The sequence below is a fragment of the Bradyrhizobium sp. 2S1 genome (assembly GCF_011516625.5).
GTDB classification, from domain to species: Bacteria; Pseudomonadota; Alphaproteobacteria; order Rhizobiales; family Xanthobacteraceae; genus Bradyrhizobium; species Bradyrhizobium septentrionale.
In genome coordinates, this window is sequence record NZ_CP147717.1 from 2,969,416 (window position 1) to 2,983,324 (window position 13,909).

The 13,909-nt window shown below is 60.9% G+C and carries 10 protein-coding genes and 3 pseudogenes; 6 read left to right on the top strand and 7 right to left on the bottom strand.

Features of this window, described 5'->3' with window-relative positions; translation table 11 throughout:
• Nucleotides 1–46: 46 nt before the first annotated feature.
• Together HAP54_RS14020 and HAP54_RS14025 are read right to left on the bottom strand one after the other, a co-directional pair.
• The gene (locus tag HAP54_RS14020; RefSeq protein WP_166300772.1) at nt 47–970 is read right to left on the bottom strand and encodes a radical SAM protein; all 924 of its coding nucleotides are present in this window, start codon (nt 968–970) and stop codon (nt 47–49) included.
• 81 nt (nt 971–1,051) lie between these two features.
• Nucleotides 1,052–1,231 (bottom strand): hypothetical protein, encoded by a 180-nt coding sequence (locus HAP54_RS14025; protein WP_166300775.1) that lies wholly within the window; start codon nt 1,229–1,231, stop codon nt 1,052–1,054.
• Between the two features lie 730 nt (nt 1,232–1,961).
• On the opposite strand from HAP54_RS14025, the pseudogene HAP54_RS14030 reads away from it, so the two are divergent.
• From HAP54_RS14030 to HAP54_RS14040, 3 genes and pseudogenes are all read left to right on the top strand, one after another.
• Nucleotides 1,962–2,977: pseudogene (locus tag HAP54_RS14030) on the top strand (IS3 family transposase); the annotation flags it as partial.
• A 356-nt stretch (nt 2,978–3,333) separates the two neighbouring features.
• Nucleotides 3,334–3,570, top strand: coding sequence for a hypothetical protein (locus HAP54_RS14035; RefSeq protein ID WP_166300778.1), 237 nt, complete (start codon nt 3,334–3,336; stop codon nt 3,568–3,570).
• On the top strand, nt 3,560–5,050 hold the full coding sequence (locus HAP54_RS14040) for a recombinase family protein (RefSeq protein WP_224741269.1): 1,491 nt from the start codon (nt 3,560–3,562) through the stop codon (nt 5,048–5,050). The genes HAP54_RS14035 and HAP54_RS14040 overlap by 11 nt, the downstream gene beginning before the upstream one ends.
• Before the next feature lie 186 nt (nt 5,051–5,236).
• Here the strand turns inward: HAP54_RS14040 and HAP54_RS14045 are convergent.
• A pseudogene (locus HAP54_RS14045) lies at nt 5,237–5,800 on the bottom strand (integrase core domain-containing protein); the annotation flags it as partial.
• Between the two features lie 18 nt (nt 5,801–5,818).
• Here HAP54_RS14045 and HAP54_RS14050 point away from each other — a divergent pair.
• On the top strand, nt 5,819–6,445 hold the full coding sequence (locus HAP54_RS14050) for a hypothetical protein (protein ID WP_166300781.1): 627 nt from the start codon (nt 5,819–5,821) through the stop codon (nt 6,443–6,445).
• 178 nt (nt 6,446–6,623) lie between these two features.
• Here HAP54_RS14050 and HAP54_RS14055 read toward each other — a convergent pair whose 3' ends face one another.
• Together HAP54_RS14055 and HAP54_RS14060 are read right to left on the bottom strand one after the other, a co-directional pair.
• Nucleotides 6,624–7,274, bottom strand: a complete 651-nt coding sequence (locus tag HAP54_RS14055; protein ID WP_224741934.1) for a 4'-phosphopantetheinyl transferase family protein — start codon at nt 7,272–7,274, stop codon at nt 6,624–6,626.
• A 260-nt stretch (nt 7,275–7,534) separates the two neighbouring features.
• A pseudogene (locus HAP54_RS14060) lies at nt 7,535–8,183 on the bottom strand (ISNCY family transposase); the annotation flags it as partial.
• Nucleotides 8,184–8,508: 325 nt separating this feature from the next.
• Between HAP54_RS14060 and htpG the strand changes: the two are divergent.
• Together htpG and HAP54_RS14070 are read left to right on the top strand one after the other, a co-directional pair.
• Nucleotides 8,509–10,383, top strand: a complete 1,875-nt coding sequence (htpG, locus tag HAP54_RS14065) for a molecular chaperone HtpG (RefSeq protein WP_166300787.1) — start codon at nt 8,509–8,511, stop codon at nt 10,381–10,383.
• 704 nt (nt 10,384–11,087) lie between these two features.
• Nucleotides 11,088–11,471 (top strand): YybH family protein, encoded by a 384-nt coding sequence (locus HAP54_RS14070; protein WP_166300790.1) that lies wholly within the window; start codon nt 11,088–11,090, stop codon nt 11,469–11,471.
• Between the two features lie 84 nt (nt 11,472–11,555).
• On the opposite strand, the gene HAP54_RS14075 is transcribed toward HAP54_RS14070, so the two are convergent.
• Together HAP54_RS14075 and HAP54_RS14080 are read right to left on the bottom strand one after the other, a co-directional pair.
• The gene (locus tag HAP54_RS14075; protein WP_166300794.1) at nt 11,556–12,380 is read right to left on the bottom strand and encodes an SDR family NAD(P)-dependent oxidoreductase; all 825 of its coding nucleotides are present in this window, start codon (nt 12,378–12,380) and stop codon (nt 11,556–11,558) included.
• Nucleotides 12,381–12,424: 44 nt separating this feature from the next.
• Nucleotides 12,425–13,909: an AAA family ATPase gene (locus HAP54_RS14080; RefSeq protein WP_339156876.1), complete on the bottom strand. Its 1,485-nt coding sequence runs from the start codon at nt 13,907–13,909 to the stop codon at nt 12,425–12,427.

Below are 13,909 nucleotides of genomic sequence, written 5' to 3' on the forward strand. Positions count from 1 at the left end.
TCTTCCACCCTCTCCTCGAGCGGCCGATAGCCGATCGGACAGCATATCAACTCGACGGAGCCTCGCCCGGCGCCCAATAGGGACATGCTTTCTGCTCTTCATTTCCGGTCATCAACCCGCGCGACCAAAATGAGAACTTCTCCGAATCGACCAGTATTCCGCCGTCTTCTCGAATACGGCCGATATCATTGAGCGCGTCGTGAAGACCGACAGTGCATTTCCCCAGGCGGCCGTCTGGATAAACCAGCAGGTGATTGGGCATGGCCGCGTAACATAACTCCGTGTCGATCCTCCAATGCATCGTGTCCCGAACGACTCGATAGAAGGATTCCTCGATCTCGCGGTATGTTTTACGATCGAGCACGGCAAGATCATCATCATTCGTCCCGCCCCACTTGCCGACAGGTCTGATGAAAGTCTTGAACCGAGGGTCGTCTCCGAAATCCTTCCCGATGTTTTCCGCCAACCGGCCTATATCGTCCGCATTGGTCGGCGAAGCATTGACACGAATTGCGCCCGTAAAGTTTCCGACCGCTTTTCGATAGGAGAGGAGGTTTTCATATATGAGGTTGAAGGTCCCGTCGCCGATTTTCGTGTGTCTAGCCTTGTCGTGAGAGTCTTTCCATCCATCCAGAGTAATCTGGAATTGGACGAGATTCTCATCGAGCAGCTCCTGTAGTTTCGTGAGCGTCAACATTGTTCCGTTCGACGTGAGCGAATAAGAAAAGGCGCAATTCAACTCTGAATTGTGCGCTATTATTTCTCTCATGCGGTGGAAGGCGAGCATGGGTTCCCCGCCGAAAAACGAAACATCTACGCTGTCGTATTTATGCGACAGCACCCCGAAGAATTTTTTTATCAGATCTGCTTGGCACTCGTCGGAGCCTTTGTACTCGTAGCGTTCGTAACAATAGTCACAACGTAAATTGCATTTCTCTGTAAGCAGAAGTGTGACGGAAAAACTGCTCATTGTCGTTTTCCGATACGAATCTCATAGTTGAGAATAATAGAAGGCTTGCGCTTGCAAGCCTTCTATTGAATTAAAGCGCTTTTAGCAGAAGGCGTTAGTGAGCAGCCTGAGTGGATCGCCAATAGTTTTTACTTCGCCAATAGTTTCTTTCACATGTTCTGCGAATTTTTTGTCTTTTATGATTATTTCTCCCTTCAGATCGATCGTGATCCAGTCGACTGGGATTTTATTGAGGTCGATCGTCTTTTCCGAGGTAGCCATTTATGCCTCCTATTGTGAATTTCCCAACAATGGGCGTCCAAAACGCAGGTGTAATTTATGCGTTTTCTCGCTCTCAGCAAAACGCATGCCAACACCTAATAACTCGGGATTTGCTGTTGCGGTAGGGACGCCCATTGCTGAGCGCCCACCGGGTCACGGAGGGCGGTCGCCCTCGTTGCGCCAACCGCAATCGAGGAATCCGCCAATACTCAATCAGTTCCAGCGCAGGCTTCTTGGAATCGATCGTAAGACCGTATGTCCGCCTCTGCCGATGAGGTGGCTCGTCCCCCTGTGCTTGAGGATCGGCTCGGTCCGTCCGAGCAACCCTCGGACGCGCAGTGTAGGGCGAACCACTCATCGGCAGAGGCGGACATACGGTCCTTACGATCGATCGTCTAGTTTGGTCGTCATGGAAATGTCCTCCTCGTTGATGCTGTGCGCCTTGGCTGGGTTACGCGCACTCGAGACGAAGCGTCTCTGACATTTTTTGTCGAAGTTGCGACAGGATGTCGAAGCCGCGGTCCGTGACCTGCGGAGGGAGGATTTCTGGTTCATCGTAGCCACCAGGAGCGAAGATGAAACAGAAATCCGGACCGGGCAAAGCGCCGGCAGAACAAGTTCTAAAGGATATTCGACGGCAGACCCGCCGGCATTATTCGGCGGAAGTGACCTTGCCCCGCGGGTTTAATCCAGTTTGAAGTTCGTTCTGGCCCACGACAAGGACCAGAGCATGAAGCGCAGCCGCTTTTCGGAAGAGCAGATCATCGGGATCTTGAAGGAGCATGAGGCCGGCGTGTCGGTCGCCGATCTGTGCCGCAAGCATGGCGTCAGCGACGCCAGCATCTACAAATGGAAGGCCAAGTTCGGCGGGCTGGAGGTTTCGGAGGCCAAGCGGCTGAAGACGCTGGAGGATGAGAACACGCGGCTGAAACGGTTGCTGGCCGACGCCATGCTGGACAACGCAGCCTTGAAGGACCTCGTGGGAAAGAAATGGTGACGCCCGCGGCCAAGCGGAAAGCTGTCGCCCATCTCCGAGACGCCTTCGGGATGAGCGAACGGCGGGCGTGTAAAGCCATCGGCTGCTGTCGCATGACCATGAGATACCAGACGACCCGGGCGGACGATGCCGGTCTTCGCCAACGCATGAGGGCGATCGCCCACGAGCGCCGCCGCTTTGGCTATCGGCGCCTCCACGTTCTGCTCAAGCGGGAGGGCTATGTGATCAACCACAAGAAGCTGTTCCGGCTCTACCGGGAAGAGAAGCTTGCGGTGCGTCGCCGTGACGGCCGCAAGCGGACGATCGGGACCCGGGCGCCGATGACGGTGCCGATGGCGCCGAACGACCGCTGGTCGCTCGACTTCGTATCGGATCAGCTCACCGATGGTCGCCGCTTCCGTATCCTCACCGTGGTCGACGACTGCACCCGCGAGTGCCTGGCGCTGGTGGCCGACACCTCGCTCTCGGGCACCCGGGTGGCGCGGGAGCTGGACCGGCTGATGATTGAGCGCGGCAAGCCGAAGATGGTGGTCAGCGACAACGGCAGCGAGCTCACCGGCAACGCCATCCTGACATGGGCTGATCAGAGCCGCGTGGCATGGCACTACATCGCGCCGGGCAAGCCCATGCAGAATGCCTTCATTGAAAGCTTCAACGGCCGGCTGCGCGATGAACTGTTGAACGAGACGCTGTTCATGTCGTTGGCCCAGGCCCGTGTCGCGCTCGGATGCTGGCGGGTCGATTACAACGAGGCTTGAGAACGCCCACGGGACCGTTTGCCGTGAGGTTCTGTACCGGCTTCACCCTTGGGCAGGTCGCGAAGTTTTCGTCCATGCCGTGATCGACAAGGCGGACGGCGTTGTTTTCCGCTGTACGCTGGATGGATCGGAGACGCTCCGGTCTCTGGAGATCCCATCGTGGATGTTCGACCGCGCGGCATGTGCTCGCGGTGGCAGCCTAACGGCAGAGCCCTTTGTCAGCCTGGAAGCGCTCAACGCGTTGTCGGCGCTTCTCGATTCAGCGGTCAAGAGCACAGCATCATCATTGAATGATCCGCTTTTCGGCGCACGCGGAGCTTCTCACGACCAGAATCGGGGAGAGGCTTATGGCAAGAAGGACGGCGATATCGGCGAACCCGGTTCGACGCAACCGGCGGTTCGGCATGCATCAGATGGACCTGTTCGCGGGTCGCATCGCCCGCGGCGCCGTCGGGGTGCCGGAATGGCGGGAGCTGCCGAAGGAGGCGCAGGATGCGCTGGTGAACTTGATGACGCAGTTGGTGCTGGACCATGCGCGGGTAAGCGCAACGCTCGCGAAGAGGGATGACGGTCATGATCAGTGACAAGGTCCGCCCTCACCACCTTGAGCGCAAGGCGATCCTCTATGTGCGCCAGTCCTCCGCTCATCAGGTTCTGCACAATCGTGAGAGCGGCGCGTTGCAATACGCGATGCGCGACCGATTGACGGCGCTGGGGTGGTCCGAGATCGAGGTGATCGACGATGATCTTGGACGTTCCGCTGCCGGCAGCATCCAACGCGCGGGCTTCGAGCGGATGGTGGCCGAAGTCTGCCTCGGCAAGGTCGGCGCAGTCTGTGCGCGGGAGGTCTCGCGCTTCGCCGGCAATAGCCGGGATTGGCAACAGCTGATCGAGATGTGTCGCGTCTTCGACACGATGCTGGTTGACCAGGAAGCTGTCTATGCTCCGCGGCACGGCCTCGACCGACTGCTTCTGGGGCTGAAGGGAAGCCTCAACGAGTATGAGCTGGACCTTTTGCGACAACGCTCGCTCTCGGCACGCTACGAGAAGGCGCGCCGCGGCGAACTGGTTGTGTCGACGCCGGTCGGTTTTGTGAAGGTCGGTGATCGCTACGAGAGGGATCCGGACCGACGTGTGCAGGAGGCCATTACGCTCGTCTTCGACAAGATCGAGGAACTCGGGACCGCGCGGCAGGCGCTACTGTGGTTCCATGAGCACGGCCTCGACCTACCGGTGAAGCAGCCGAACGGCGACACAGTCTGGCGGCGGCCCAGCTACGCGACTCTCCACAGGATGGTCGAGAACCCGGTCTACGGCGGAGCCTACGCCTATGGTAGAACAGCTGTAGCGACGGGGTACGGCGTCCATGGCGCAGGCATGAAGATCCGCCGGAAGTCGCGCGCGGAGTGGCTCGCCCTCAAGCCCGACGCCCACGAAGGCTATGTGAATTGGGAGAGGTTCGAAGCGATCCGTACAATGGTCTCCAGTAACGTGCCCACGAGCCGACATCATGGCGCACCCAAGCATGGCGAGGCGCTGCTCGCTGGGCTCATCCGCTGCCGGCGTTGTGGCCGCAAGCTGACGCTGCGCTACAGCGGTATGAACAATCACATCCCCCGTTACAGCTGCTCGCGCGGTTGGATGGACAACGGCGAATCGCGCTGCATCGCGTTCGGTGGCTTGCGCGTCGATGATGCGATCGAAGAGGCACTGCTCGGCGTTGTCGGCCCCGGCGCTGTCGCGGCGGCTACGGCCGCCGCAGCCCAGGCCACACATCAGGGGATCAAGTTCGCGAAGCGCTCGGCCGTGATCTCGAAGCGGCCCGTTACGCCGCCGATCGCGCCTTCCGGCAATATGACACGGCGGATCCGGCAAACCGCCTGGTTACCGCAGAGCTTGAGGCGCGCTGGAATCGCTCGCTTGCCCGCGTCGCGGAGGTGGAGAGCAAGATTGCCGCGCATGACGCGGCGTTCGCACCGACAGCGGTCGATCCAGCGCTGCTCAGCGTTCTGGCTTCGAACCTCAAGTCAGTCTGGTCAGGGCCCACCACCGATGCGCGGCTGAAGAAGCGCATCGTCCGTACGCTGATCCACGAGGTCGTTGCCGATATCGATGACGAAGCGTCCGAGATCGTTCTCGTCGTGCATTGGGCGGGCGGCGCTCACAGCGAGATGCGGCTGCCGAAGCCGCCAGATCCATCGCCGAGCGAGCGCGGCAGAATCCAAGATACCCCGCAGGATCGCATCCCAATCACCAAAGTCTCTTCTCTTCAACAATATAGACAAATGGGTGTTCTGATGCGCGGTTGTAATCGACCCGCCAGCATCCGAGCGCGACGCGGGCCTGGGCCAACGACGTGAACAGCGTCTCGTTCAACAGTTCATCGCGCAGCCGGCCGTTGAAGCTTTCGATGAAGGCATTCTGCATGGGCTTGCCCGGCGCGATGTAGTGCCATGCCACGCGGCTCTGATCAGCCCGTGTCAGGATGGCGTTGCCGGTGAGCTCGCTGCCGTTGTCGCTGACCACCATCTTCGGCTTGCCGCGCTCAATCATCAGCCGGTCCAGCTCCCGCGCCACCCGGGTGCCCGAGAGCGAGGTGTCGGCCACCAGCGCCAGGCACTCGCGGGTGCAGTCGTCGACCACGGTGAGGGTACGGAAGCGGCGACCATCGGTGAGCTGATCCGATACGAAGTCGAGCGACCAGCGGTCGTTCGGCGCCATCGGCACCGTCATCGGCGCCCGGGTCCCGATCGTCCGCTTGCGGCCGTCACGGCGACGCACCGCAAGCTTCTCTTCCCGGTAGAGCCGGAACAGCTACGATCGGAAGCGGACTTGTCCGATTTGAGCGCCTTGCCGATGAGCGTCAAGCCCGCAGTGTTTGGGCAAGCGATGATTGAAGTGTTGGGATTTGAGAGCGTCGCGCGCAAAGAATTAGCCGATCCGGCGCCGACCCTTGATCATTTCAAATCGGAGGCGAAAGCTTCTTTGACACTCACGCTCGCTAGCCTCCACCTCAGTGCCCGGCTTTTTGATTTGGCCAACAGTATGCTGCTGCGACATTACAATGAAGCGAAAGCCACCCCGGGATCGCCAGCGCAGCAGATTACCAACGTCTTGCTCGGAATGATCACGGAGATGGGAAACTGGTTTTCACTCAGCCAGGTCCTTACCACCGCGAAATACAGGTCGCGGATCAGGATTCTTACTTTTGCCGTCGGATTCGGATTGGCCGCCGTGCTCGACCTACAGCCAGTTCCGATTGGAGGTAGTGCAACTGGAGGAAAATTCCCATATGGCGTGGCGATTTTCGAATGGCTGGTTGTGGCAGCCTCGACGTTGTGGGGTGCTCCGTTCTGGTATGAGATCTTAAAGAAGATTGCGCCCGACATTGTTGGCGCCGCGGACATTCGCCCAGCCGGTCCCGAGACGGCCGAGCCGGCACGCGCGCTGCGTGGCTGAGATGGCGCGCTGCGCGGGCCAGCTTGACCTTTGAGGACGGGACGACGTCGGCTCCAGGGCCCGTCGCAGGGCGGCGGCCTCATCGTGCCGGCCCTCACTGCAGAGTTCGCTGGCACCAGACCTGCCGGGCGAGCACGTCGCCGAGGCAGTCGGTCACCGTCACCCGGCAGGGCTTCACCTAAAACGAGGCTGTACTCCAGCAGGGCACTCCCCAGGGGGCGCAGATTGCGGCGACATGATCGGGCGGCGCCGGAACGTCGTGGATCGCGCAAGGCGCGCCGTCGAGAAAAACGACAGTTGTGTCACCGGGCTGGCCAAGGCCGACGTCAAGTGACCGCGGATCGCGAAACAGTCCGCTTCCCTGCGCCTTCAGGGCCGCCTCCTTCCGGGTCCACAGCCGAAAAAAAGCGGATGTGCGCCGATGTTCGGCCAGACGCTCGAACGCGGCGAGTTCGTTCGGATGCATAACTTGGCCGGCGAGCGTTCCGGTGTCCATCGCAGGTGCGATCGCTTCCACGTCGATGCCGATTGGAGATGCCCAACAGACTGCCAGCAATGCCACGTCACCCGCGTGAGACAGATTGAAATCTGGGCGCGGAGCGCATGCCGACAGCCGGGGCCGCCCATGCGCGCCATAGGCGAAGATCAGGGCAGCAGGATGCTCGCCAACGACTTGGCCGAGAACCCGACGCAGGAACGCGCGGGCCGCGACGAAGCGCGCGCGATCGTGCTCGAAGATGAAACGACCCGCACGATCTTTCTCGTCTGCCGACAGCAGTAACTCGCTGTCCGATCTGTCCGCGTTGGACAGCTGCTCCTCGAAGATCATCGCCACGGGAGAGAGCGAAGTGGTCGCATCGAGTATTTTAACACTTGGTGGATGCATCCACGGCCTCACGATGCTTTGAGGGCCAGCGCGAACGAAAGCGCCGTAGCGAGGTAGTTTTTGAACGGCAGATGAGAAATGCAGCTTATCGGGCCGCCGGTCAACACCGACCGCACAATCGCATGAACTCACCCCAAGACTGGCGAGATGGAGTTCAGGAGGCATTTTGCTTTAGAAGTTAACGAATAGCCGCGCTGATCGGTAGAGTTCAGCCTCGCATTCATGAACACGATGTCATTGTCTGTATCGAGGCCGACCAGCGCAAAGGGCAGTTGTTTGCGCAATTCCGTCAACACCGCGCTCAACAGCGTTTGTTCGCGCGCGATCAGAGGAGCGCACTCCGTCCAGGCGGTAGCAATATCGGTGAGCACGAGGGTCTGGATGAAGCTGCCGCGCGCGACAACCCCGTCGCCGGATCGTTCCAACCTGCCGACGTCCGAATTGGAATACTGCGACGTAACGAGTGCGACGCGTGCCGTCGGCAGCGCTCATTGCCAAAAGTTTGTCGCGGATCTCGGGGGCAAGGCCGAGGTGCCTGTGCCGTTCCATCGCCTCAATCAGCGCAGGCATTAACGCCTTCAGCCGCTTCCCGCAGATCCGGTCTGACGCCTCCCAAAGGAGCACGAGCGCGTTGGTGTTCTGCCTCATTAGACCCGGCGTCGCGCCCGCCGGCCCCGGGCGTGCGTCTTCCTAACCTCGAAGAAGCCGCATCGCATGCTTGCGATGGAATCCGGCGATATCGACAAACTCGTCCAATATCCGCGCCTTCTTCCCGCGATCCGACGTCTGTGGCTGTGAATCACCCTTTTGGCACATTGCGATGCCGTCAGGGATGGACGGCAACCATCCCATCTTTCATGCCGCCGGAGGCGGCGCGATGCAGACTCGCCTAGCCGTTCGCCTACGATAAAGGCCTCAATCGTTCCTGTTACAGAATCGAAAACCGGTCGCCAAACTCAAAGAATTGGCGCCGCTTCGCCACACGCTACGACCGATGCTGCTCACACCTTCTTCTCGGCAATCTGCATCGCAGCAGCCGTCGCCTCTATCTCTATCAATGAGTCCTGAGCCTGGCGGTGGGTCTCGGAAGGTGGGGCTACCCCATCACATCCACTTGATCCTCCGGATCCTAGCGCTATATCCGGGTTTCCTCCTCTTCGATTGACCGGGTGAACGCATGACGAGCACAGATACGACAGCGCCCACGCAGCCTTTCCAGGCCGAGGTTTCCGAGCTTCTGCACCTGATGGTGCACTCCGTCTATTCGGAGACCGACATCTTTCTGCGCGAGCTCGTGTCCAACGCCTCTGATGCCTGCGACAAGCTGCGCTATGAGGCGATCGCAAGTCCGGCACTGCTGGGCGAGGGCGAGGCGCTCAAGATCCGCATCATCCCGAACAAGACGGCCGGAACGCTTGTCATTGCCGACAACGGCATTGGCATGGAGCGGCAGGAGCTGATCGACCATCTCGGCACCATCGCCCGCTCCGGCACCAAGGCGTTCGTGTCGAAGCTGAAGGAGGCCAAGGACGGCCTCGGCCTGATCGGCCAGTTCGGCGTCGGCTTTTATTCCGCCTTCATGGTCGCCGACAAGATCGTCGTGATCAGCCGCCGCGCCGGCGAGAGCGATGTCTGGACCTGGACCTCGTCCGGCGGCTCCGGATTCGAGATTGCCCGGGCCAGCGACGAGGACGCGGCACGTGTGGTGCGCGGCACCGAGATCGTCCTGCACCTGAAGGACGACGCGAAGAAATATCTCGAGACCTACGAGATCGAGCGCATCGTCGGTGCCTATTCCGACAACATCCTGTTTCCCATTGAGCTCGTGCCCGGTGAGGGCGAACCGCGCCAGATCAATTCGGCGAGCGCGCTGTGGCAGCGCTCGAAATCCGAGCTGACGGCGGAGGACTACAAGAAGGCCTATCAGCAGATCACCTCCGCCTTCGACGATCCCGCGATGACGCTGCACTACCGCGCCGAGGGCCGCTATTCCTACGCCGTGCTGCTGTTCGCGCCGTCGACGAAACCGTTCGACCTGTTCGAGCCGAACCGGAAGGGCCGGGTGAAGCTTTACGTCCGCCGCGTCTTCATCACCGATGATGCCGATCTGCTGCCGGGTTACCTCCGCTTCATCCGCGGCGTGGTCGACAGCGAGGATCTCCCGCTCAACATCTCCCGCGAGATGCTCCAGAACAATCCGCAGCTCGCGCAGATCGGCAAAGCCGTGGCGACGCGTGTCGTGTCCGAGCTCGAAAGCCTCGCCGAGAAGGATCCGGAGAACTTTGCCAAGATCTGGGACGCCTTCGGCGCGGTGCTGAAGGAAGGCATCTATGAGGATTTCGAGCGTCGCGAAAAGCTGCTCGCGTTGTCGCGCTTCACCACCACGTCGGGCGAGAAGCGGTCGCTGAAGCAGGTCATCGCCGATTTCAAGCCGAACCAGACCGAGATCTATTATCTCGTCGGCGACAGCATCGAGCGGCTGAAGTCCAATCCGCGGCTGGAAGCTGCGACCGCGCGCGGCATCGAGGTGCTGCTGCTGTCCGATCCCGTCGACGCCTTCTGGACCTCGATGCCCTCGGAGTTCGAGGGCAAGCCGCTGAAGTCGCTGAGCCAGGGCGATCTCAATCTCGACCTGATCCCGCGTGTCGACGAGGCGGACGAGGCGAAAAAGGACGAGCCGGCCGCCGACGAAGCCGCCACCATCGCCGTGATCAAGGCCGCGCTCGGCGAGCGCGTTAGCGACGTCAAGGCCTCGACGCGCCTCACCAGCTCGGCCTCCTGCCTCGTTGCCGACAGCCAGGGGCCGAGCCGCGAGCTCGAGCGCATCCTGTCGCAGCAGAACCGCGGCATGCGGACCAAGCCGATCCTCGAGATCAACCTGCGCCATCCGCTGGAGACGGCGATCACCAGGGCCCAGGCTAGCTCAGAGGTCGTCGACGACCTCAGCCTGCTACTGCTCGAGCAGGCGCAGATCCTCGACAGCGAGTTGCCGGAAGACCCGGCTGCGTTCGCGGCGAGGTTGAACCAGCTGGTGCTGCAAGGACTCGGGTAACTCGCAATTCTCAGTGTGCCCAACGGCGCGGATCACCAATGGAGGAAGGTGCCACGCAGACAGTAGGTTTGATCTGGTAGCTGGCAAGCGGCTTGTCTGAGCAAAGGCCGCCGAGGGCGGTTGAGCATCCATTGGGCCGTAACGTGAGGAAAGCCTGAGCAGATATCGAAAGTGAAATTGCAGATGCCAACCCGCCTGAGATTCGGGGAAGGCAGCGTGGGACAGGAAGCAACCGGCACGAGCAGCTGTCTCGATCTGCCGGGGTGGGCACGGCACGCCGGAATGGTGATTCGGGGAATTGGGAAGGCCCGCAGGGGGCGGAGGTCGCGCCTTCAACGTCGCAATTGGCGGCGGTCCGTAGCGGGAGTCGGACAGGGACGCGGTACCGTCGAAACCGGGTTGCCGGCGGAGGGAAGGACCCCGACTTCTGGCGCGCTTCTGACGGAGAGGAGGATCGGTGATTGTCGATGTGCCTGACAAACCAGATAGCATCGGAGTCTTCAGAGGAAGCTGTACTGCAAGGCGAAGGCTGAACCGACGTTTCGTTTCTATCTGCTCTACGACAAGATTCACCGCGGCGGCGCCTGAAGCCGGACTGCTCCGAAAGGACGGTTTCGCCACGTGCGGCTCAGAGTGCGTTGAGATCGTCGCCGGACGTGGCGCAAAGCAGCGCAAATCTCATCGCACCATTTCAGGAGGCGACCATGAATATTTCGCAAGCATTTGCAGAGCTGAATTCCAGATGCGTCGAACTGGTCAACGGTCATGACGCCCATCGTTGGGCGGCATTGTTCTCCGACGACGCCGTTCTGGTGCCGGCTGGACAGCCGAGTGTGATCGGACGCAAAGGGATTGAAGAATGGGCCGTAGTCGCGACAAAAATCTGGAACCATCTGGAGATCCAGCAGGGGCACTGCTCGACCGACGGAAACGTTGTTTGGGAGCAAGGGACTTGGACCGGGAATATCAACCTTCCCGATGACAAGACAATGGACATCAGCGGAAACTTCCTGCTCGTCGCAGAGAGGGAAGCCTCCGATTTGCGCATCAAGGCGCACACGTGGAACGTCAACTGGACGCCGCAGTAACCTGCTGCCTGCAGGAAGCCAAACACGATAGGCGGCCGGTGACCCTTCTTGTGGTGAGGGGCACCGGCAAGGCATGCCGAACTGCTATTGTGCATTCACAGCCTTGTCGAAGGCAGCAAGGATCTTGCCAAAGCGCTCCTCGACTGCCGCGCGATATGCCGGGTCCGCGTGCGTGAAGATATGCAGATCGTCATCACGCACGGCCGCGATGACGCGGCGCGCGACCGTTTCAGGCTCAAATCCGCCCTGCACGAGTGCTTCCAATTGCTCGTTGGCTTGGTTCGCCGGACCGCCGAATCGTGCGGGGCGATTGCGCGAACTGGTAGCGATCTGCGTACGGACAAATGACGTACACAGCACGCTGACCCCGATCGGGGTTCCCGCCAGTTCGGCCGCCAATGTCTCGGAGAGAGCCACGGCCCCAAATTTCGACGCGTTGTATGGAGCCGTGCCGGGCGGACAAACGATCCCGGCAAGCGAAGCTGTATTGACGATGTGAGCATCCTCACCATGCGCTTTGATGTGCGGCAGGAAAGCCTGGATACCGTAGACGACGCCCATAAGGTTCACCCCAATTACCCACTCCCAGTCGTCCGGGGCGATCGCCTCGAACTGCCCTCCGACGCCGACACCGGCATTATTGCAGAGGAGGTGAACCTTCCCGAACGCAGCGAACGTGTGCTCTGCCGCGCGCTGCACGGAAGCGCGATCGGAAACGTCGCAAACGACGGCGCGCACATCGGCGCCGGAAGCTTTCAGGTCCTCCAGCGCCGCATACAGTGCGTTCTCTTCGATGTCGGCTAGCATCACCCTCATGTTGGCCGCCGCTAAAACGCGGGCAATGGCGAGGCCGATGCCGCTGGCGGAGCCGGTTACGAACGCTGCTTTACCCTGGAAGTCACGGATCATCTCTTCCTCCCTCTGTTCAACGCAAATCCCGCACGATCACCTCGTCAAACCGACCACCACCAGCCTCCGACCTCGATTTTCCAGCGCAGCTCGGTTGCTCGTCGGGCTGAAGCTGGCAGCGTGTCGAGTAGCGTACGCGCCCTTGCGACCTGTCGGCTCGCCTCCGTGTTATTTGAGGCCGCCGTCGCGCGCTTGGATGCCGCAAGGTAGTAATCGATCGCCTTCTCCACCAAACCCGCTTCTGCACAGTGATGGGCGAGGATCTCGGGCTGCGTCCTTGCCGCCTCCGGAAATTCACCCTCGAGAACCGCGGCGATGCGGCCATGCAACTGCTGGCGTCGGGATCTCAGCATCATGCCGTACGCAGCGTCCTGTAGCAGCGCATGCTTGAAGATGTATTCCGAATCCGGCGGGACGCCGCGGCGGTAGATAAGCTCGGCGTTCTCAAGCTGGACCAGGGCATCATCCAATTGATGCTGCGGCATCTGTGCCACCGCACTGATCAGTTCGTGCGAAAACTGCCGGCCGAGCGCCGCACCGATCTGCGCCAATTCCCTCGTCGGCGCCAACCGATCGAGCCGAGCGAGCAGCGAACCTTGCAATGTCGTCGGAATGGCGAGCGGCCTCGCATGGCCGGCCGCCTGGTAGGCGCCTCCAGCTTGCATCACCAGTCCGCTCTCCATGATGTTCTTGGTCAACTCCTCGACGAACAGCGGAACGCCATCCGTACGATCCACAATCTGGTCTGCGATTTCCTTCGGCAGTGTCGTGCCTCCCGTCAGATGCGCTATTATCTCGGCGCATTGGTCGGGCGGCATTCGGCTCAAGCTGATCAAAGTAACGTGGGAGAGGCTTATCCATGGCGGCGTGAACTCGGGCCGGAGCGTGATGATCAACAGAACACGCAAGCCGCGTATCCGATCGATGAGCATTTCGAGCGCCTCTCGCGTGGTAGGATCGCTCCAATGGACATCCTCGAAGAGCATGAGCACCGGCTGTCGCGCCGACAGTCCCTCGACTTGCGCCAACTGCGCGCGGATCGTTTCCTCCTTGCGCTTTTGGGGCGTCAGGTTGAGTGGCCGATAGCGGCCGCCGGTCGGTATGGCCAGCAGGTCCGCCAGCAGTGACAAGGCCTCGCCGAGGTCATCGGTTGCCCGGACCAGCACCGCCTCGAGCTTGGCAAGACGCTCTTCGTCGTTGTCGTCCCGCCGAAAACCAGCAGCGCGCTTCAGTTGCGCGATGCTGGGATAAAGCGGGCTGTCCTGGTGATGAGGAGAGCAAAAGTACCGTAGCCGCGTGTGCGGCTCGCTAGCCAGCCGTTCAACCATCGTCTGAGCGATACGCGATTTGCCTAGGCCCGGTTCGCCGGACAACAGCACCACGCATCCGCCGCCCCCTTTTGCCTGTTCCCAGCGGCACATGAGGAGTTCGATCTCCTCCGCGCGGCCGACGAGAGGAGTGCCAGTTGCGCGCAGCGCCTCGAAGCGACTCTCTGCGGCCCCCGCACCAAGCACCTGCCAGGCCGGCAC